This window comes from Pseudomonas sp. LBUM1678, from assembly GCF_059695575.1.
Map to the genome: position 1 here is coordinate 3774038 of NZ_CP166775.1, position 21045 is coordinate 3795082.

Sequence of the window (21045 nt, forward strand, 5' to 3'; positions counted from 1 at the left end):
CACCCTTTGCTTACAACCCTGAGCTTTCGCCAATTATTTGTATTGGATCTCAGGGGGCGTAAACACAGTCAGCGGAGGCAGCTCCCCTGTGTATTTTTCTATGTCCACAAGGCAGCTGTTTGCTGATGGCCCTTGAGCTAACGATGACGTCCCTACGTCATTGGTAACGGCATTAGGATTACCGTGAATTTCAAGACTCATAGGATCGTGGACATCCAGCATGTCGTACCAAGCCCCCGTAGCGATCTGCAAAACGTTTCGTCTTAACGCGTCGGACAAGATCACGCCTGCGAGGAAGGATCCACGATTATTGAAGACGCGCACGATATCGCCATCTACGACTCCAATTTCTTTCGCGTCTTCCGGATTTAAGCGAATTGGTTCACGGTCTTGGATTTTCGAAAGTTGGCTCGTGATGCCATGGTCAAACTGACTGTGGAGTCGCGTAGCAGGTTGGTTTGATAACAGATGGTAAGGGAACGTTTTTGCTAAAGGGCTTCCGAGATATTCGACTTTTTCGTACCACGCCGGATGCCCAACGCAGTCCTCGTAACCGAAGCCCGCAATAGTTTCTGAGAATATCTCAATTTTCCCTGACGGCGTATTCAGTGGATTGCCTACCGGGTCATCGCGAAAGCGCTCAAGAGTCTGTTTGCTATCCGAGAACATCGGGCGCAGATCTATCGGTGGGCCGTCATTGAACTCTTCGAAGCTAGGCAATGTGATGCCGACAGCTTTGGCATTCTGCTGAGTGACGCCGTACAAATGTTTGACCCATTGAGCTGCGTCGCGACCTTCTGTGAACTGTTCTTTGATGCCTAATTTTTCCGCGATGCCTGAGAAAATATCGTAGTCATTACGAGCATCAAGGTAAGGCTTAAGCGACTGGCGCATCGGTGTGAGCCAGTTGTCCATGCTACCGCCAGCGAAGTCTTCTCTTTCCAGATGTGACGTAGATGGGAGAACGATGTCAGCCAAGCGAGCCGTAGTGGTCCAATTGATTTCATGGGTGACGATGGTTTTGGGGTAGGTCCAAGCTTTGCGGAGACGGTTGATATCTTGGTGATGGTGGAACGGATTACCTCCAACCCAGTAAACCAAATCAATATCCGGGTAGGTGAGATTCAACCCGTTATACGTAAATGCACCGCCCGGATTCTCAAGCATGTCAGTTACACGTGCCACGGGGATGTAATCCGACACAGCATTTTTCCCCTGTGGAAGCGACCCTACAGAGAAAGGAATAATACGGCGCTGCATGGTGCTCATTTTGCTCACGCCCGCTCCCATGACAACACCGCCGCCAAGTAGGCCGATGTATCCGAGCGCTGACGCTAGCGCGATCCCAGCCCAATAAGTTTGCTCGCCGTGCTCGGCCCGCTGGACGGAAAATGAAAGACCGATCATGCAGCGCTCTGCCGCCATCAGGCGTGCCAATTTGCGTATCTCTTCCGCGTCAATTTCTGACTTGCCTTGGGCCCACTCTGCGTCCTTGGGCTGACCGTCACCTACACCCATCACATAGTTAGAGAAAATGTCGAAGCCCACGCAGTATTTGTCCACGAACGCCTGATCGACCAGGCCTTCTTGGATCAGTGTGTGTGTCAGGCCGAGCATGATGGCTACGTCACTGTTAGGACGGCACTGAATCCAGCGAGAGTTCAGGTTGCCGGCAACGTCGTCTCTGATAGGGCTAACGTTTACGACGTCAATGCCTGCTTCGGCAATAGCATTGAAGTGTGAGCGTGCGTCATGTTGGCCGGTACCTCCTGGATTCACCTGCATATTACGGGACGCAGCACCGCCGAAATACACAATGCGTTTGCAGTGTGCAGCTACTTCCTCAGTAGTGGAGACCTCCATGCCTGCTTGGAAAGCGTTCAAGCCAAGAATATGAGGTATGAGAACCTCAGCTGCCGCGTACGAATAGCTGTCAACAGAATCTGTGTAACCGCCACAGCATCGGAGAAAACGGTGGACCTGGCTCTGCGCATGATGGAATCGGCCGGCGCTTGCCCAACCGTAGGATCCACCATAGATGGAATTATTACCCTTCGCGTCCTTTGCAGCTTGTATAGCTTCAGCTACCAGGCTTAGCGCCTCATCCCAACTCACAGCAATAAACGGTTCTTTCCCCCGTTGCTGAGTGTCGCTGGCTCTTCGATTTTCGTAATACCCCTTACGTACCATAGGTTGCGAGATACGGCAGTTTGAATCCTGGGTAGAGGCCAGAGACTGGCCGATTGGAGAGGGTTCAGAATCATTGGGAACTGGGTCAACGATGATCGCGCCGTTTTCATCACTATGAACGAAGTAATTGCCCCAGTGAGTGGCGGTCAAACGCTTTGGCGTAATGCGTGTCATTTTCGCTCCTTCATAGCTCTTTGAGCTTTTATAGATGCGGATGTAAGACCCGCGATTCTTTCACAAGCCATACTTCATTAACTTGCGACCGAGAATAAACAAAGATGAAAACGGGATTTGCAATCAGTCTATTATCTAATTACAAAACAGCCTCCACTCAAATCACACTTTAAAAACTGAGCCACTGGGACGTGACAACACTTAAAAGCTAGGCTTAAGCGGAACACTCCATTGACCCTATGACCGGCGTTTTTCAAGGTAATTGTCGCGTCAACCGTTCAACTATGCCGCTCTTTTCTCGTCCTGCTGCTCCCGATCCGGATTCAGCATCACCGCTCCTATCGGCTCCCAGTTCCGCGTCTGGCCTGACCAACGTTCCGGGCTTTTCTTGCGCGCTCGCTGTATAGTTTTATACGGAAGCGATGGGGCTACCCATGGTCCATGATGTTATTGTCGATCGCTCGGCACATTTTGATAACTCATAAGCAGTCGCCTTCGGGCTATAGGTTGTTACCGAGGCGGAGCGAGTCTCCATAAGCCGAATCGGGTAAATGACTGCCGCCATCCTCCGACAGCCTGGGCCTGAAGGTACCACTTTGCGGCTGGGTTCTGTAGAGGCCGCGCTTCTGTAATTCGTGGATGATTAGTTACACAAATTTTAGATGTGCCGGGACTGATCAAGGGATTAATCATGTATCCGCTGGCGCCGGAAATGCTCGCGTGCACTTCGATTCGGTCGACTACCTTTTGCGAGGTGTCGACCAGGACCAAGATTGGCTGACTGGTACGAGCCCAGTCAGCAAACTGGATAGATGTTAGCCCTCCGAGTTAACGTTCTGAGCGATTGCGGAGTATACGTCCGGATGAGACTTCTTAAGGCGAATGGCATACAAGCCACCAATGATAAACGCCAGGACAAGCAGGTAGGGCAGAAGAATTACTACTGGGCTCTTACTTCCGGTAAGGAGATCGAAATTTCTTACGGCAAGCGACACTGCCAATGCAAGACCGATGAAGCTTACGATGGGTGCGGTTAGAGTGCGCCACCAATGAGTGCGGCCCTTGCGAAGGAAGTAAGCGATGATGGCAAGGCTGGTAAGCGCCTGAAGCGCGATGATACCAACCGTACCGAATCCGATTCCGACTGCCCCCAAGCCTAGTAGAGGATCAAGGCCAAATTCAAAGGTGATGGCGACAACGGTAACAGTGATCAGGGTAATAAGCGCACTCGCATTGTGAGGTGAGGCATGCGTCGGATGTACTCGCCCTAAAAATGCTGGGAGACAGCCCTGTCGGCCAAGGGCAAAGATATAGCGACTGGCCACATTATGAATCGCAAGCAAGGTTGCGAACATGCTCGTCGAAAGAAACAGTTCCATGGTATGGGTGGCAAGCTTATTGAGGTATTGGTCCCCGAGATTGAAGTAGAGCGTTGCCAACTGACTCGTCGCGACATTCTGGACATCGCTGCCCACGGCACCAATGGTGATCCACGTGGTCACGAAATAGAACAACGCCGTGAGAAAAACAGCCCCGAAGGTTGCCAGCCCGATACTGCGCGAAGGTGAATGGGTCTCTTCGGAATACAGTGCTGCAGATTCCACGCCGATGAAACAGGTAAACGCCAACATGATGGCGATGCCCGGTGCCCCGCTGAAAACCGCGCTCAAACTGAAAACACTGACGGGAAATGCGTCTGCCCCTTTGCTCCAGATAATGCTAATGTTCAGTGCAATCAGCACGGCGAATTCGATCACCAGCAGAATGGCGAGCATGCGCGAGCTGAAATCGATCTGCCGATAGCCAAGGATCGCCGCGAGTACCACAGCAACTATTGCCGGCACTATCCAGTGCACGTTGATACCGAATAGATCGCTTAACGCAACCTGTGTAAAGAAAGCCACATAACCAACGACCCCACACACGAAAACCGTGTAGGAGAGTATCGCCAGGAAGGCTGAGCCAAGCCCCAATACACTACCGAAGCCACGGGCTACATAAGCGTAGAATGCACCAACATTCACCACCTCCTTGCTCATCGCGTTATAGCCGACCGTAAAAAAGCCCAGAATGACGGCGACTCCCGCGAAAGTGAGTGGTACCCCCAGTCCATTACCAAAAGCAAAGGCGATGGGAACGACACCCAGTACCGCCGCCATCGGTGCCGCTGCAGCGATGATCAGAAAAATAAGACGCAATGTACCTAGGCTCGGGCGGAGCGTATCGGCTTCCTCTGCTGGGAGGCTGGTTCCCAAGCTGTCCAGAATACTTCTGTTTTCAACTTTCATCGCATTCTCCGCGTGCAGCGACTCCAAATCAGGAGCACTACTAAGATTTATCGGTTTTATTGGCTTCAATGACGGGATCACGATGACTGGCCATTTTAAAGTCAGCGCGCAGTCCCGTTGACAGTGCCTTTGTCCTATATCCATTGTTTCCTTCTGAAATGAACTCAGAAGTCGAAGTCCGATAGATCTATCCTACGTAGCCTGGAATGCTAGCGTTAGCCGGAATTGGCACAACATGTCTTGATGCGAACGGGACCAATGCCAGCTTGGCGAGCACACATAAAAAGAACAATTTGAGTGAAAACCGCATCAGCCATTACTATGGGCATCGCTATTTTACTGGGGGATGCCGCGTGCCTTCAGTAGCGCTTTGTATCCCGCCTTGCGCAGCAAAAATATCGGTTGCCCGTCTGTACGGCAGCAGTCTGCAGGCGGTGCTTATCACTGCCTGGCAAACAGAGACCGGCGTACGCAGTGTCACGGGGGAGACGGATGGTGCGGAAATAACGCCATGGAATTTGAAAGCTTTGCACCTGCAGATCTTGAACCCGGGAGCTCCCACTGTGTATCGCCACTCTCGGTACTGTGTTCAGGTTTGTATAGCCCGACCCGCGGCATCAGCATGAAATGCTTATGATGTTCCACTCTGCGTAGAGGTCGGCCCCGCGTGTCATCACTCGTTATTGGGCATTCAAAACGGTGGGTTACAACTTCACCCCAGGCAGTGCGAGCGAACATGCACACAACTTTCTTGGTCAGTGGAATGGCAAGCTGGCTTGCGACGATTTCGCCTGCTACAAAGCAAGCTTCCGGCAAGGCATCGCCGAAATCGACTGCATGGCCCAAGCCCGCCACAAGTTTTTCGATTTGCACGCGACGAACAAAAGCCAACTGGCCGAGCAGACGCCGCACTCAATTGGCGGGTTGTACGAACCTGAACGGTAAGCACTGGAGATGATCGACGAAGATCGATGGCTAATACGCCAGGAAAAAGCGGCACCCCATATCGACGCACTGCATACCAAGATGTTGGCCCAGCGCGACCTTGTGCCCGAAGATTCGGCTATCGCCAAAGCTATGGATTAAAGCCACAAGCACTGGACGGACCGTTCGTACCGATGCAGCCACCTTTCCCGACTCATGACGACGCTCATAGAAACTCCTGCCGGATGTCGATACTCGACCGTTCGCCAATGTTCCGGTAGTTCTCCGTGAGCCACGCCTCGGCCTCGCGGCGTCCGTTGTCGCGCAGTCTGCAAAGGAAGTCCCAGTCCGCGTTGTACTTGCTGGACACACTGAGCGCACACATCGCCTCGTCTGATTTAATGGAGTGGATCAACATCTCCTTCATTTCGTTGCGATCGACCTTGCCTTGCTGGATGAGGTCGGTGACAAAAGCGATGGTACGCAGTTCACGCATCAGCGACGAATTGAAGCTGATTTCACTGATGCGATTAAGGATGCCGGCAGCGGTAATGGGCACGCCTGGGCGGACGAGCGGGTTAATGTGGACGATCACCACATCACGTGTATTGCAGTGGTAGATCAACGGGAAAATAGCCGGGTTCCCCATATAGCCGCCATCCCAGTAGTTCTGCCCGTCAATCGTGACCGCCTGGAACAATGTCGGCACACAGGCCGAAGCAAGCACCGCTTCAGCGCAGATGTCATCGCCCGTGAAGATGCGTATCTTCCCCGTCTCGACATTGGTCGCGCACAGATAGAGGTGGAACGGGCATTGGCTTCGCAAGGCGGCAAAATCTACCTGCCTCTCCAGCACCTCCCGCAGCGGACTCAAGTTGCGGCGATTGAACTGGTAAGGCGAGAAGATACGAAGCGTCATGTCCGCGAACGTATACATGGGCGAATAGTCCAGCCCGAAGCTGTGCGTCCCTTTCAGCCATGGCATCCAGCGCAATGGGTTGTAACGCTCAGCGGACTCCGCCACGGCGTACCAGAAATCGTGCAACGCCTGGCGCGCGCCGACGTCGCCACCTTGGAGCATGCCATAGGCCAGCACGGCTGCATTCATCGCGCCGGCACTGGTTGCGCTCACCCCTTCAATGGCAAGCCTGCCATCCTCGATCAACCGATCGAGCACGCCCCAGGTGAACGCACCGTGCATCCCGCCGCCCTGTAAAGCCAGCGCGACCGACTTGCGCTCGTCACTGCCCCGAGTCATCAATCGCTCACCCCTTGCTTGATGCCCATGCATCGAGCAGCGCCTTGGCTTGTAGCCAATCGACGCTGTCGAAGCCTTCGGTGAAAAAGCTGTGAATGTCGGCCAGCATTTGCCTGGCCGCCTCTTTGTCTCGTGTTGCCCATAGCTGAGCAAGGCTCACTGTGGCTCGTAGCTCGAGTGACTTCGCCCCTTGTTGTCGAGCGATCGAGATCGCCTTTTGAAAACATCCTTGCGCTTCCTGCTGCATGGAAGAATCCAGTCTGGCTTCGCCCAAAGATTGGAGAATAAGTGTTCCCTTAAGCCGGTACAGCTCCGCTTCGTAAAAGTGCTCGCCTGTTCTGTTCACCATAGCCAGAGCGTCGGTCACGGCATCCAATCCTGCCTGCGGATTCCCGGCACGCCCGTGCGCTGCGGCCAGCAGGGCCAGAAAATAGGAGCATCCAAGCTCTGCTCCGGCGGCCTGGTAAGTAGCGATACCCTCGGTTATTTGGGCGACTCCCTCGTCAATGTTTCCCTGCTCGGCGCGAGCCCAACCCTGGACGATAGTCCCCCATGCCCAATAAAACGGAAATCCTCGTTCGAGTGAAAGCTTGATGGCGGCATCAGCACACTCTTCGGCGAGTTGTACGTCGTGCCGAAACTGTCCCAAAATCGACGTAGCGGACAGGGTGAAGGCCAAGCTAATTGGGTGAGAAATCTTCTTGTCCAGAGCAAGGATATCCCGGCTGCGCGTGCTTGCCTGATCGGGAAAACCCAGGTACCAAAGACTCCAGGCCGAAAATGTCAGGACGTAGCCCGGATCCATGCCGTAGGTAATGGTATGTGTGCGATGACGGTCCGGGATGTAGAGGACACGCGCCAGCTCCTGGTGCTCATGGGCATCGCGCAGATTACCCTGGAAAAACAATGTCGCCCCGAGTGCAGCATGGGCATCCACGAGCAAATCCGGATCCTGCGCAGCTTGCGCAATATTGAGCAATCGTTCAGCCAGTTCGCATGCAGTTGCGTATTGCGCACGCAACGAGTAGTAAGTCCCCAGCCCAAACAGCGCTGGGAAAAGCACTGAGTCGTCGCCTACTTGTTGCGCGCATAACGCCAGTGCGCGGGTGTAAGTGGTCACCACCTCGGGCGCAGCATAGCCTCGCACGGCCATCAAAGCCGGGCCCAAGGCTAGTAGCAATGTCAGTTCCTGATGAGCACGCGCGGGCGTGTCAGGCAAATGCTCGAGCAATTCCAGCGCCGCGCCGAGGTGACGCATCGCCTCAATATTGGCAGAATGCTGGAGGGCCTGTTGCCCGGTACGGTGCAGGTATTCCACGGCCTTCGGGACATTGCCGCTCAGCCTGTAGTGGTGCGCCAGTTCGCTGCAATAATCCGCTATGCGGGTGGGGAACAGTTCTTCGATGGCCTGCGCCGTGCGTTCATGCAGCGCGTTACGTCGCTCCGTAAGTAGTGAGCTGCCCGCGACCTCTTGGGTCAGCGCATGCTTGAACGAATATTCCACATCCGGAAATGCGGGCCGCTGGTAAATGAACTCCGCGGCCTCCAGTCGGGCCAGCAGATCGCGTAAATGTTCGTCCATCCAAGCGCCCCGTCCATCACAGATGCGCTGGATCAGACTGAACGCAAACTCCTTGCCAATGACGGCGAGTGTCTGCAGCAACTCCTTCTGCGCAACGGGGAGCCGGTCGATACGGGCGGCAAGCACACCCTGCACAGTGGTGGGAATATGCAGCGCAGTCGGAGTTTGCTCGATCCGGTAACGGCCAGGTTCACCGAGCAGCGATTTCTCCTCGACCAGCGTTTGGACCACTTCCTCGATAAAGAAAGGGTTGCCCTCCGTCTTCTCCAGGATGAGCTGTTTGAGGGGGGCGAGGGAGGGATCGCTGCCAAGCAGGGCCGCGAGCAGTCCCTGGGCTTCGGCCGGGCCCAGCGGTTCGAGCCGCAGCTGGCTGCAATGACCCGCGTGCGTCCACACAGCCTGATACTCGGGCCGGTAGTTCACGAGGAGTAGGATCGGGGAGCTCGCCAAGTGGTCGATTAAGTACACGAGGAAGGCTTCGGTCTCGCAGTCCAGCCATTGCAAATCCTCGAACAGCAGCTCGATCGGTTGATTGCGGCTCTCACGCGCCAGTAGTTGCGTGATCGCGTCGAAGGTGCGAACGCGCCGGATCTGAGGATCCATTTCCGCGAGTGCTGAACTGCGTTCGCCGATACCCAGCAGGTAGAGCAGGTAGGGCACGAGATCCTCGAAGTTTCGCTCGAGCGTAAGTGTCTTGCCCATGACCTTTTCTCGGCATCGCCGCTCGTCATCCTGGATGGTAATCTGAAAATAGTTGTTCAGAAGCTCAATGAGCGGGAAATAGGCAAAGGCCTTGCCGTGCGACACCGAGAACGTCTCCAGCACCAGGCAGCCGTGCCGCGAGCACTCCTTGAATTCATGGAACAGCCGTGACTTCCCGACCCCTGCCTCCCCCACCACCTCGACAATCTGCCCATGGTCCGCTTTGGCTTGCTCGAGCGCCTGATGCAACTGGTCCAGCTCGATCTGGCGGCCGACAAACCTGGCCAGCCCGCGATGTGCCGCGATCTGCAGGCGCGTGCGCAGAGCGCCGAGCCCCTGCACCTCGTACACGACGAGCGGATCGGGAATGCCTTTGACCTGGGTGGCCCCCAGCGTTCTGAATTCGAAATAGCCCTCCGCCAGCTTGTGGGTGGACTCGCTTACCAAGATCGTCGATGGTGCGGCGACTCCCTCCATCCGGGATGCAATGTGGATCGTGTGCCCGACCGGATCGTAATCGGTGTGCAAATTGTCCGTGCGGATAGAACGCACGATGACCTCTCCAGTGTGGATGCCGACGCGGATTTGCAAGGGAATGCCTTTCTCCAGACGAATGCGGTCGCTATGTCGCTGTATCGCCTGCTGCATGCGCAACGCCGCATACAGCGCCCGCTGCGGATGGTCCTCATGGGCGATGGGTGCGCCGAACAGCGCGAGGATGCCGTCTCCCATCGTCTTGGCCACGTAGCCTTCGTAGTAGTGGATGGCTTCCATCATCAGCGCGACGACGGGTTCGATCAGGCGCTGGGCCTCCTCTGGATCGAGGTCATGGATCAGCGCCGTAGAGCCGGCCATGTCGGCAAACAGCGCCGTGATGGTCTTGCGTTCGCCGGCGGTCTCGCCCCGGGCTTCCATGGCTGCCTGTTCGGCGCGAATGCGTTCGGCAAGGTGGTGGGGCGTGTAATGAATAGGCGCTGGAGAAGGCCCTGAAACGGGCTTGGAGCGCGGTGATGGTGCAGCATACGCATCGATCAGCGGCGCGCCGCATTCACTGCAGAATTTGGCGGATAGGCCCGCCTCGTGACCACAGCGCGTACAACTGCGAGACAGCTTGGCGCCGCACGCGTCACAGAAGCTGGCCCCGGAAGGATTTTCGAATCCGCAGTTTGCACAGAGCATACGACCTCCTCCGCTGCCTAGTGCCTATTTCATAACATTAGGCGCCGGACCCTCTGGCCGCAAGACGCGACCGGATGAGGCTCTCTTCCTCGGCAAGACGTCGGTCGGAAATGCAAGAGCCCCCGACCTGATGACGATGGTTTAGTTTTTTTGCCTCCATATAACCCCCGAATGCGCCCCGCTGCGAATGGCGTGCGCACGGAGAACAGGTGCTGTTCAAAGAAAAACAATAAATTAAGAAGAGCCAAAGCCTGATTTTTGGCAGGCCACCGATTTTTTTCAGTCCCAAATGGGATGGGTATCAAAATATCGGTGGCTACTTCAGACCATCCCTAGTAACTACATTGCGGTAAAGCATTACCTGCAGAGCCCACCATACTTGGCACTAACGGTCTTGACCTTGAGCAAGGCCCTATTTTCTGCCGCACACCTTCCGCGGCAACAGCTCCCGTCACAGATCGGAACATCCAATAAAACTTCAGAATAGAGTAGAGCCACGTAAACTTTCGCTCCGCATATATGCATATGAGGCCTCCCTCAGTCAGCCGCGCACTCGTATGGATGAGTTAACCATCGTCGCTTCGAGCTTAATACATCCACACCCATTGATGGGGTTGCCAAACTCGCAGCTATTTCCTCACTACCGCAAGGATGCGCCTTGCGTATCAGGAAAAGACGGCAAACTGAAAGTCCATTGACTACTTGCTAAACCTCGACGACAACACCGTGCTGCGAACTAGCTTGCCAGCGGGATCCCCCGCATGGCGCTGCCGCCGAGAGGCTATCTATTTCTGGTGATTGCAGTGCGGGCCGCACTCGTGATCCGCTGAGCGGACAGTCGTGGACCTCTTCAGGGATTGCAAACGCTCCGGAGGCAGCTCGGCCTCGTCTAGACGAGGAAGAATGCTCGTATCAAATATATCCTTCCCGCCCAGCACGGTTCGTAGCACTTGCGTCTTGGGCAACGCATTAAGGGCGCAGGTGAGCGGATTCTGATCGACAATGACCAAGTCCGCTTTAAACCCAGGTCTCAACGCTCCAATACCGGCCCACTGCATCAGCTTGGCGTTATTGGTCGTCCAACCGTCCAGCGCCTGTTGCCTAGTGATGGAATAGCCTGGGCCGTCGTGCCGGTATCCAGAGCCCGCAAACTCGCGTGTCTCCGCGAGCGCCAGGTGCTCGAATACGCTTGCAGGTCCCCAGTCGCTGCCCAAACCGATGTTGGCGCCTGAAGCGAAGATCTTTCCGAGGGGAGAGAGTTCCTTGAGTACTTGCTCTCCCATGCGCTGCCGGTACATATCGCCCTTTCCGAAGCAGAAGCTCGTGGTGCCGGAAAAATGGAATTGCAGCTCGGCATAGCGCTCGATCGTGGCGTCATCAATGAAAATGTTGTGCTGCATGACCCATTCCCTTGCACCTACATTCCAGTCGGCGAGGAATGGCTGGAGATTCTCGAGGAACCGCCGATGATCGCGACCGCTCGTCGGTATGAGATTCAAGCGGAGATCATTGCGCAGGCAATAGTCGATCGCTTCACGCTCAATATCCCCTGAAATAAACGAGTGTCCGCGCGTTGGCCGCCCTAAGGGGTCGCTGTAGGTGCGGTCGGTCGGCATGTGGCCCGTCCAGCCGGGCCCGCCGACACCGAGCGTCATGCCGTTGACACGAAACAGCGGATCGACGGTCTGTGTCAAACTCGCTGCCAGCGCAAACCGGGCCCGAATGCCATCGTCGGTCAACCCCATGCCGAAATCGAACGCGACAGACTCTACCTCCAGCGCCGCCAGGACACGCATGTTCAGGCTTCCTTCATCCCGCGCGCGTTGATAAGCGGAGATGTGCTCCGGCTCCATCGCGTGGCCCTCGTAGGCGGAGGTAATGCCTCGCTGCGCGGCTGATAACTGCCCCGCCATCGCCCCCTGGTACCAGAGGTCGTCGCTCGGACGCATCACCTGCGCAAGCACGCGCGTCAGCCAGAATTGGCTGCTATTGTAGTAATTGGTCACGTAGCCACTGAAGATGCCCGTCAGTTCGCCGTTCGCGTCTTTGTCGACGAACACATCGTCGATGACATCTGGCAGATCGCGCGTAAACCCTAGCACCTGTAGCGCCTTCGAATTCATGGCGCAGACATTGGGCAAAGTCGGCGCGAAGGCCTGAATCCAAACGGGGTGATCCGGGGTAGCGGCGTCCAGTTCATAGCGGTTAGGTAGGCGGCCTTCAGGCAGATCACGCCAGGAGCGGCGGATAAAATAGTGCGGCTCGCCTACCGGCGTGGCGACAATCCATTCGCCACGCGGAGTGACAGCAGCACGCTCGCGGAGGCGAGTTCGAATGTCGTCGTGGTCGCGAGCATCGTACAGCTTGACGCACGACACATCGAAGCTCCCGTAATGCAGAAAGTGCGGGTGATTGTCGATCAACCCGGGCATCACGCAGGCCCCGTCAACATCGATTTTCCTCGACGAAGAACCTGCTAGTGCCCGCATATCTTCGAGCGAACCAGTGGCCAGCACGGTATCGCCTTCGAGGACCAAGGCCTCATGTGTTTCACGCCGTTCGTTCTGGGTTAGAACAGAACCGCCGAAAATCAGGGTACGTTGCAATGATTGGGACATGCTATTGCCTCCGTGAGTAATCGTTTTTTGTTTGGGGCTCGAGACCCCAGGTTTTCCAGCCCCCTGCTGAAGCCATTTCCTAAGCACGCAGGGTTAATATGTCGGCGCGGCCTTGCGAGCCGAAGAAGGTGCAGGGAGATCGCAGACAAGCCAATCACGAAGTGCACGTGCAGACACTTTGGTTTCTGGGGCTCAGATTGACTAACGATAATGCTAAGTTAATCGTGATGAACGCATGGCGTTAGCCGATTTTGGCACAGCCAAAAACACTGGATTGAGGGTGCCTTGATTCAGGATTTCTGGTCAGAAATCGAGGGCAGAGTCAATGACCGCGACCTGCCAGAGCAACTGCCCTGGCCCTGGTCGCACCGCGTCAGATAGGGCCAGAACCGGCGGAGCAATAACTACTGGGGTATCCCCTATTTGGGGGCGCCCGGGGAAAGAATTCGATTCCCTACATTAGGTTCTGTACGAAATCCCTTGAAATCTCACAGAGGGCTCTTGGGAGCTGAGATTCGGTAGAGTTCGCAGTCATCGAAGGAAAGGAATCCATGGATGGCAAAGCGGTATGAACTCTCCGATGCGGCCTGGGATTTGGTCGCTGATCTCTTTATGGAAAGTCGTCGAAACGGCCGGCCTCGCGCAGATGATCGCCTGGCGTTTGCGGGGACGCCCGTGCAAGCTTGGGATGTAAGCGCCATCCAACAACGGTTGGGCATAGGCGATGTCGCTGGCTGGCCCGCCCGACAGTAGAAAACTCAGCGGTACGCCATTGGCGTCGCACAGCATGTGGATCTTCGTCGTCAGACCGCCCCGGCTACGTCCGAGCGCATGATCTTGCGGTTCTTCAGGCCCCTTTTTTTCCTGCACCAGAAGAGGCCCGGGTTGCGCGTACCGCTGTGGAGTCAGTCATCCAGGTATCTAGATCGATTAACCCTTGCTCGTTCAACCTGATGTGAAGCCGCTTGAGCATCAGGTTGAATGCCCCGATTACTCCAATCTCGAAACCGCTGATAGACCGTGGGCTATGGGCCAAAGTACTCGGGTATATCGCGCCAGGCGGCTCCCGAGCAGAGCACCCAGAGTATGCCGTTGAGCGTGGCTTGTGCCATGCGGTGTTTACGACATTACTTTGCGTACAGAGCCTAGAGCCATGAGCAGGGAACGGATGAGAGAAGTACTCAGGAGCGGCGCTTAAGGGTTTGGGAGGGAAGTTCACCGAACTGCAAAAGGTAGCTTTTTGAGACGCGACCGAGGTGCAGGAAACCGTAATCCAGCGCCACTTCGGTGAGGCTGCGCACCTGGCAATTCGAATCACTTAGACAGTTATGGATACGTTCCAGCTTGCGCTGGCGGATGTACTGCAAGGGTGTGATGCCCAATTGACGCTCAAACAGCGCATAGAGCGAGCGCAAACTCATGTGTGCCCGCTCCGCTAAATCCTCACCACTCAACTCCTGCTTCAGGTTGCTCTCAACGTAATCAAGAATCCGTTCAAAGCTGCCAATGGGAGAGCCTTCAGCCAGCCAAACATACACTCGATGATGTTGCGCTGCCGATACTTGGGATGGTCAAACAGTCTCGGTAAACCCGGCTTGGGTTTGCGCTTCATGCTGCGCAGTGGGATTACCGGTTGCATCCGGTAGCGGTCGCAGTAACGACGCAGGGCTTCGGTGTCATAGCCCTTGTCGGCCAACAACCAACGGCGGAATTCGCGACTTACGTTGGTCTTCATAAGCGACAGCAGCTTGCTACCGACAACGGCGGCGATCAGCTCAACGGTGAAACGCCAGACCTCGGGGATCGCCGCGAGCATGCGCTTGTGGCTCTCCTCGGTGCCGTCACCCAGACGCTCGACCCACTCGCCGGAGCGGCGCAGGTGATAGGTGACTTCCTTCACCGTCTTGGCGGCGATCCCGGCGATTCATCGCTGGACTGGCTCAGGCCCTGCAACACCGGCAGGTGCCAGGCGTCATAGAGGAACTGCTTGAGGATGGTCACCGCGTAATCGCCGTTGGGTTGTTCCACCAGCAGCAGGTTGCGGTAGGCGCGCTCGTCGCGGCGGAACGCCAGATGATCGGCATCGCGGCCGTCGTCCAGCAGTTCGGCGGCATACTCCAGCCAGTTGCGCGCCTGGCCCACCAGGTCGAGGCCGACGTTCATCAGCGCCAGTTCTTCTTCCAGTGCCGGTGCCTTGCCGCACCACTGGCACAGGCGCTGGCCCTGGATCAGGGCGCTGTCGCCGAGGCGCAGCAGGTATTCGATCAGATCAGTCTTGTTGTCCATGGTCGACCTCACATGTGCCCGACTTCGGCCGGCAGCTCGTAGAAGCTGGCATGGCGGTAAACCTTGTCGTCCGACGGGTCGAACAGCGGGTCTTTCTCATCCGGCGACGAAGCGGTAATTAGCGCCGAGGGCACCACCCACAGGCTTACGCCTTCACTGCGGCGGGTGTACAGTTCGCGGGCGTTTTCGATCGCCATCGTGGTGTCGGCGGCATGCACGCTGCCGACGTGCTTGTGGTTCAGGCCGTGCTTGCTGCGCACGAAGACTTCGAAGAGGGTCCATTCAGACATTTCAGTGACTCCACATCAGGTGGCCGGATCAGGCGGCGTTCTTGTTTTGTTTTTTTTGGGCGTGGGCGACGGCGGCTTCACGAACCCAGGCACCGTCTTCAATCGCCTTGCGGCGGGTGGCGACGCGCTCCTGGTTGCACGGGCCATTGCCCTTGAGCACGGCCTTGCAGGCGGTGGAGCCGAACTCGCTGAGCACCTCGGTGTGGGCGCTGCCGCATTGCGGGCAGACGATCACCGGGCTTTCGCCGAGCAGGCTGCGCTTTGCTGGTGCTGCCTTCGGGTGGGGCGATGCCGTAGGCGTGCAGGCGTTCGCGGCCGCCTGCGCTGATTGAGGAACATCATCGCGGAAATGCCGAGGAAGGACGCCGCCGAGATCATGTCGCCGGCAATCGCCAGGCCGTTCTGGGTTACTTCGTGCTGTCGGCAGCGGCCGGCCTGTTTGTGTCGCCAGCTCCTGGCCCGGTACTGGCCAACTACGGCCTCGACACCCTGCGCTTCATCAACCCGGTAGGCATCGGCGACACCATCCAGGCGCGCCTGACCTGCAAGCGCAAGATCGACCAGGGCAAGAAGAGTCCGCAAGGCATCCCGCAAGGGGTGGTGGCGTGGGATGTGGAAGTCACCATCCAGCTGGGTGAATTGGTGGCGAGCTATGAAATTTTGACTTTGGCAGGTGAAATGCGAGAAGTAATTCACCTCAAAAAAACCAAACGGTAAAGCCCGCTTTCGCACCCCCAACAAGAGCGCAATGTTCAAAGCGGGTCTATCAAAAGACCGTAACCGCTCCATTAACCCCACATCCAACGCCGACAGCTTAGGCTGGAGCGAGAATTGTGTTCTAGCATCATCAGCCGAGCCATCCACTGTATCGAGATTTTCTACTCGTGACTTAGCTAGTAGCCAGTGGACTGCCAGGAACATGTGGCACATAAATAGTCCACTTCCTATTTAGCTGGCACAAGAATGCCAAGCCCAGCTATTTCGGTGGCACAAAAATAGAAAATCGGCCCATTTCTATGCCACATAAATACAGAATTGCGCCCTATCTCTGCCTATGGGAGCCACTTCAGATCTGTACCTGCGGTGGGACGTTTCTTGTATCGGGGGTGGAACGCTCAGTTTTAGTGGGGTTTGGAAGCTCTAAAAGTGTCCGCAGTCTATTACGTGTTGGTGGATTTGGCGGTACACCAAAGGATGTCGAGGCTTCCCTAGCGTACGATTCGATCCACTCACCCCACGTTAGGGTTCAGGTTTAACGTGATATCTCTGGCAAGCAGTTCCACGGCAACAGTGCCTCATAGGCTGCCACCGACTGCGCATGTGGTAACTGCTCCAGTACGTGGCGTAGCCACGTATAAGGCTCTTGGCCGTTGACCTTGGCGGTCTCCACTAGGCTGTAGATCTGAGCACTGGCGATAGCGCCTTTGGCCGTGTCGCTGAACAGCCACGCCTTGCGACCGATAAAGAACGGTTTTATCGCGCGTTCCGCCGCATTGTTGTCGATCGGTAAAAAGCCAGCTTCCACGTAACGCTCCAACCGGCTCCAGTTGCTGGCCAGATAATTAACGGCTTTGCCCAGCACGCTTTGTGGTGTGACTTGGGACTGCGTTTTCTCCAGCCATCTTTTCAGCTGAGTCAGAATTGGCAGGCTCTTTTCCTGACGGCCCATAAAACGCTGGTGATCGCTGACGTCCTTGAGTTCACGTTCGATGCCGTACAGCTTGTTGATCATCGTCAGGGCGATATCGGCACGTCCCGCCTTGCCCTTGGGCTGTACCTTTTGAGCATCGACAAACTTGCGCCGCACATGGGCCATGCACGCCAGACGTTCCACTCCGGGCTGTAATGCCAAGGCGTTGTAACCCGCGTAATCATCGGTCATGACGTAGCCACGATAACTTTCCAGCAGGCGCAACGGCACTTCTTGCGCACGGCTGGAGGTGTAGTCAAACAGCACGACTTTTCGATCCGGCGGCCCGCTGGCTTGCACCCACATCCAAGATTGGCTGGTTGGGTCTCGATCCGGTTCTTTAAGTACCTGGACGCGGGTTTCATCACAGTGGATGACCGGGCTTTCCAGCAACCGATCCCGCATCAGATTTAATAACGGTTGCAAGTGCTCGCCGCACTGGATGACCCAGCGCGCCAAGGTTTGGCGAGGGATGTCCACACCATGCCGGGCAAGTACCGTTTCGAAACGGTGGAGCGGCAGGCCGTCGACGTATTTAGCGGTCAACAACATCGCCAAGACACTCGGACTGGCCATGCTCTTTTCGATCAACTGAGCCGGTTTGTCAGCAGTGACCGGCGACGCTTCACAACCACGACACCCGTAAACTTTGCGGATGTGTTTGATCACGCGGATTTGCATCGGCATGATATCCAGCTGCTCGCTAGTTTCTTCGCTGACGACATGCTTGCGGCAACCACAGGCACACGTCAATTCGTGCTCGGGAAGTTCGTGGATGACTTCGATGCGCGGCAGATCAGCAGACAGAGGCTTGCGCTTGCCACGACGTGAAGTCGGAGCAACAACTTCTTCGTCAGCGTCGCCGATTGAAGGCATCGGCTCGCTTTCGGGCTCGTTGAACAACGCCAGTTGAGGGGTATTGGGTTCAACGGCCTGCTCGGATTTGCGACCGAACAAACGGTCGTGCAGCAGCTTGATCTGTTCTTTCAGATCGACGATATGAGTCTGGTATGCCTCAGCCGTTACCTGCTAACGACTGAGTGCCTCAAGCAACATTTGCTTGAGCAGAACAGGGTCGTCAGGGAGGTCTTCGGGCGTCAAATTCATGCCCGGATTATACCCGTCAGGCGACGAATCTTGGCGTTAAAACCTTGTGTGGACGGTTGCGCCAGAGATCAAATCCATCCAGTAGCCAGTTCAGTTCTTGGACGGTCAGCACGATAGCCTCGTCCACCTCTTCGGGTGAAGTCTTGAAACGCTCGGACTCCAGGCGCTTGAGCCAAAGGCAGAAGCCGTTACGCTCCCAGTACAACACTTTGACCCGGTTACGGTGGCGATTCAGAAAAACAAAGAGCACGGGGTCAAACACCGCGACCTTGATATCGAGTTCGACCAGCGCAGCTAGGCCATCAATGGACTTTCGAAAATCTACCGGCTTTGGGTAGAGGTACACTTTTTCAACGCTGGTATTGGGACGCATCATGGTGATGGGCTCCTGATTGAAATCGGGAGCACAGCATCGGCGATCAGAGGGCGGCTTTGAATGTGGGTATCATGGAGCGGTTACGCAACACCATACCTGACTGATCAGTTTCTAGAATAAAGCTTGCCAAAACTGATCTATATAAATCAATTTCCCCCAAGCTTTGCATGAAATTTTGGTTTCGATGTGATAGCTACGCACTTCGAGAAAATACCTAAACCGCCGAATTTAAGTCAAACAGTTTAGGTCATTTATATTTTATGGGAGCTCAAGCGTAATACTGCCAGTTACTCGGGAAACACATGCGCACAATTGCTTTTTATCATTTTTTTGACGTGGGCTCAAAAAAACATCACGGTGGTCGAGCTCACCTTCAAGAGCGACAATATCGACTAGGCAAACCCCGCACTCACCTCGACGGCAACTGTATAAAGGTTCAGCACCTTGCTCGTCAAGGACATCTAGGAGTGTTTTATTTGCAGGAACTTCTATATCGAGCCCCCTTGATGGGACAACCACTCTGAATAACTCAGACGGTCTAACCCCCGCGCCACCAAAGGTTTCGAAACGAATCTTGTCAGCTTTTCGGTTATCCAAATTCCAGGATTTTCTTACTGCTTCCATCATCGGCACTGGGCCGCACATGTAGGCCTCACCGTTCTCGTGCAGTGGCGCGATAAGCGAATAAAAATCCGCATGGCCAGATTCATCATCGGCGAATACGCTCAGTTGATCCGAAAACTCGCTTTCCATTTCCTCAATGAATGGCATTGAGTTTCGTGACCGTCCCAAATAAATAAGACGGAACGATAAAGAGCACTTTTTCAATAGGCGTGCCATGCTGATAATTGGGGTGATTCCTATACCTCCGGCAAAGAGTAAGTATTCTGATGCTTGCAGTGAGAGCTGAAAGTGGTTTGATGGGAGTGTAGACTCAAGCCTGTCTCCGATCGATAGAGAATGCATGTATTCTGATCCGCCCCGACTATTCACCAAGCGCCGCACAGCGATTACCACTGTACTATCATCGATTATTCGGACTACAGAATATGAGCGAATCTCTACCCGGTCTCCTACGTGCACTTTTACATCGATATGGCTTCCAGGCTCAAACGGAGGTAGTGTCATAATGAACGAAATGTGCAAGGTTTTTACATCTGAGCAACAGTCGTCGACTTTTTTAATTGCGGTTTCATAAAGCTGCATTTTTATTTTCTCAAGTAGTAATGTTTAGATATTTAGATGCCTACTTGGCGGAGTGGAATGCTTTTTGGGAGTGATTTTACATATTCAGCATCTACTTGTTTTTCGATAAGTTTTCGAGCCCACATTGCACCGGTATCAATATTTAGAAAGTAAAAACTTCGCTCCGGATGGCGCTCGACGGCAAGCTGCTGCAATTCCAAAACTGCTTTATCTTCCGCAAAAATACCTCGTACTGCTTCGCGCCATTCTGTTGTTAAACGCTGCGAACTAAGATTGTAATTTCTGAGGAACGCCCAAAAGTAACGGCAAGAGTTCTTAGTAACAGGTGTAACGCTGTGTAGGACAAAACCAGTGATTCCCTCGCTTCGATCTCCCTGTGGAGCACCTGTGCCAGTGGGAGCCACGCCAACATCGATTGTCACTGTAGAGGGGGATTGGAAGGTAATTAATTGCCACCTATCCACATTGCCTGGCTTGCCGAGTTGCTTTTTGAAGAATGGTGGCGCATCAATGTCCAGCATCCACCGCGTGAGCTTGACGTCTTTGTCACTGTGCTTAAGAGAAAAAGGAGCTTCAGCAACAGCATCATTACCGATGCTACTGCCATGAACGAAGGTCTCGTGTGTGAGATCCATTAGGTTATCGATGAGTAGTCGATAATCACAATTTAAATCTGTATACCCCCCGTCGCCAGCCCATTCTTGGTGTTCATTTTGGTGAAGATCGGGAACAAGTGAATGGTCAGCTTTGGATGCTTCTCCCATCCAGATCCAAACGAAACGATGCTTTTCTACCACAGGGTATGTCTTTACGCATGCTGCCGGATTCAGTGTTTCCTGAGATGGCATATGAGTGCATCGACCCTGATTGTTGTAAACCAACCCGTGATACCCGCACCGTACTTCGTCATCAATCAAAGTACCGGAGGAGAGTGGCAGAAACCGGTGCCAGCAGGCATCCTCTAGTGCAACAGGGACGCCATTTTTCTGCCGATAAAGAACTATGCGCTGACCGCAAATCTGTCTAGAAGCGAGCTTATTCTCTAGCTCATAGTCCCAGGCAGCGACATACCACGCATTCAGTGGGAAGGTAGGTTTGGTTTGCTCAATGTCGGACATTGTTTCCTCCAGATCTCTTGTTTTTATGGAATCAACCGGTACACCCAGACATCCCGA

At 54.9% G+C, this 21045-nt stretch carries 9 protein-coding genes and 11 pseudogenes; 2 read left to right on the plus strand and 18 right to left on the minus strand.

Translation table 11 applies throughout. The annotated features are described in order from the left end of the window. Positions 1–33: 33 nt before the first annotated feature. The 3 genes and pseudogenes from ACA070_RS17090 to ACA070_RS17100 form a co-directional block, all read right to left on the minus strand. Entirely contained in the window at positions 34–2364 is a 2331-nt protein-coding gene (locus ACA070_RS17090) for a molybdopterin-dependent oxidoreductase (protein ID WP_497447586.1), read from the minus strand. Between the two features lie 500 nt (positions 2365–2864). After that, positions 2865–3171, minus strand: a pseudogene (locus tag ACA070_RS17095) (LLM class flavin-dependent oxidoreductase); the annotation flags it as partial. Between the two features lie 8 nt (positions 3172–3179). After that, complete coding sequence (locus ACA070_RS17100) at positions 3180–4652, minus strand: APC family permease (protein WP_497447587.1); 1473 nt, start codon at positions 4650–4652, stop codon at positions 3180–3182. Between the two features lie 693 nt (positions 4653–5345). Here ACA070_RS17100 and ACA070_RS17105 point away from each other — a divergent pair. Further along, positions 5346–5735 (plus strand): annotated as a pseudogene (locus ACA070_RS17105) (IS66 family transposase); the annotation flags it as partial. A gap of 67 nt (positions 5736–5802) precedes the next feature. Here ACA070_RS17105 and ACA070_RS17110 read toward each other — a convergent pair. The 11 genes and pseudogenes from ACA070_RS17110 to ACA070_RS17160 form a co-directional block, all read right to left on the minus strand. Continuing rightward, complete coding sequence (locus tag ACA070_RS17110) at positions 5803–6834, minus strand: patatin-like phospholipase family protein (protein ID WP_497447588.1); 1032 nt, start codon at positions 6832–6834, stop codon at positions 5803–5805. Positions 6835–6841: 7 nt separating this feature from the next. Beyond that, complete coding sequence (locus ACA070_RS17115; RefSeq protein WP_497447589.1) at positions 6842–10297, minus strand: adenylate/guanylate cyclase domain-containing protein; 3456 nt, start codon at positions 10295–10297, stop codon at positions 6842–6844. Positions 10298–11082: 785 nt separating this feature from the next. Then, entirely contained in the window at positions 11083–12915 is a 1833-nt protein-coding gene (locus ACA070_RS17120) for an amidohydrolase (protein WP_497447590.1), read from the minus strand. 657 nt (positions 12916–13572) lie between these two features. Continuing rightward, positions 13573–14012 (minus strand): annotated as a pseudogene (locus tag ACA070_RS17125) (IS5 family transposase); the annotation flags it as partial. Positions 14013–14096: 84 nt separating this feature from the next. Then, positions 14097–14429 (minus strand): annotated as a pseudogene (locus ACA070_RS17130) (helix-turn-helix transcriptional regulator); the annotation flags it as partial. A 2-nt stretch (positions 14430–14431) separates the two neighbouring features. Beyond that, positions 14432–14620, minus strand: a pseudogene (locus ACA070_RS17135) (transposase); the annotation flags it as partial. Positions 14621–14677: 57 nt separating this feature from the next. After that, positions 14678–15201: pseudogene (gene paaC / locus ACA070_RS17140) on the minus strand (1,2-phenylacetyl-CoA epoxidase subunit PaaC); the annotation flags it as partial. Between the two features lie 8 nt (positions 15202–15209). Then, a complete protein-coding gene (gene paaB, locus ACA070_RS17145; protein ID WP_007943393.1) occupies positions 15210–15491 on the minus strand; it encodes a 1,2-phenylacetyl-CoA epoxidase subunit PaaB in 282 nt (93 codons plus the stop codon). A 28-nt stretch (positions 15492–15519) separates the two neighbouring features. After that, positions 15520–15651: pseudogene (locus tag ACA070_RS17150) on the minus strand (1,2-phenylacetyl-CoA epoxidase subunit PaaA); the annotation flags it as partial. Next, positions 15643–15820, minus strand: a pseudogene (locus ACA070_RS17155) (PaaD-like zinc ribbon domain-containing protein); the annotation flags it as partial. The pseudogenes ACA070_RS17155 and ACA070_RS17150, both read right to left, overlap by 9 nt. Positions 15821–15824: 4 nt before the next feature. Next, positions 15825–15896: pseudogene (locus tag ACA070_RS17160) on the minus strand (hypothetical protein); the annotation flags it as partial. On the opposite strand from ACA070_RS17160, the pseudogene ACA070_RS17165 reads away from it, so the two are divergent. Next, a pseudogene (locus ACA070_RS17165) lies at positions 15897–16208 on the plus strand (MaoC/PaaZ C-terminal domain-containing protein); the annotation flags it as partial. Between the two features lie 535 nt (positions 16209–16743). Here ACA070_RS17165 and tnpC read toward each other — a convergent pair. The 4 genes and pseudogenes from tnpC to ACA070_RS17185 all read right to left on the minus strand — a co-directional run bounded on the left by tnpC (position 16744) and on the right by ACA070_RS17185 (position 20988). Next, positions 16744–18288: pseudogene (tnpC, locus tag ACA070_RS17170) on the minus strand (IS66 family transposase). Between the two features lie 16 nt (positions 18289–18304). Then, positions 18305–18664: an IS66 family insertion sequence element accessory protein TnpB gene (gene tnpB / locus ACA070_RS17175; RefSeq protein ID WP_497447591.1), complete on the minus strand. Its 360-nt coding sequence runs from the start codon at positions 18662–18664 to the stop codon at positions 18305–18307. A 258-nt stretch (positions 18665–18922) separates the two neighbouring features. Next, positions 18923–19870 (minus strand): PDR/VanB family oxidoreductase, encoded by a 948-nt coding sequence (locus tag ACA070_RS17180; RefSeq protein ID WP_497447592.1) that lies wholly within the window; start codon positions 19868–19870, stop codon positions 18923–18925. Between the two features lie 32 nt (positions 19871–19902). Next, positions 19903–20988, minus strand: a complete 1086-nt coding sequence (locus ACA070_RS17185; protein WP_497447593.1) for an aromatic ring-hydroxylating dioxygenase subunit alpha — start codon at positions 20986–20988, stop codon at positions 19903–19905. Positions 20989–21045 lie beyond the last annotated feature (57 nt).

Excerpts from the sequence above, each read along its gene's own strand:
- ACA070_RS17090 (WP_497447586.1), bottom strand. The coding sequence starts at position 2,364 with ATGACACGCATTACGCCAAAGCGTTTGACCGCCACTCACTGGGGCAAT.
- ACA070_RS17100 (WP_497447587.1), bottom strand. The coding sequence starts at position 4,652 with ATGAAAGTTGAAAACAGAAGTATTCTGGACAGCTTGGGAACCAGCCTC.
- ACA070_RS17110 (WP_497447588.1), bottom strand. The coding sequence starts at position 6,834 with ATGACTCGGGGCAGTGACGAGCGCAAGTCGGTCGCGCTGGCTTTACAG.
- ACA070_RS17115 (WP_497447589.1), bottom strand. The coding sequence starts at position 10,297 with ATGCTCTGTGCAAACTGCGGATTCGAAAATCCTTCCGGGGCCAGCTTC.
- ACA070_RS17120 (WP_497447590.1), bottom strand. The coding sequence starts at position 12,915 with ATGTCCCAATCATTGCAACGTACCCTGATTTTCGGCGGTTCTGTTCTA.
- paaB (WP_007943393.1), bottom strand. The coding sequence starts at position 15,491 with ATGTCTGAATGGACCCTCTTCGAAGTCTTCGTGCGCAGCAAGCACGGC.
- tnpB (WP_497447591.1), bottom strand. The coding sequence starts at position 18,664 with ATGATGCGTCCCAATACCAGCGTTGAAAAAGTGTACCTCTACCCAAAG.
- ACA070_RS17180 (WP_497447592.1), bottom strand. The coding sequence starts at position 19,870 with ATGCAGCTTTATGAAACCGCAATTAAAAAAGTCGACGACTGTTGCTCA.
- ACA070_RS17185 (WP_497447593.1), bottom strand. The coding sequence starts at position 20,988 with ATGTCCGACATTGAGCAAACCAAACCTACCTTCCCACTGAATGCGTGG.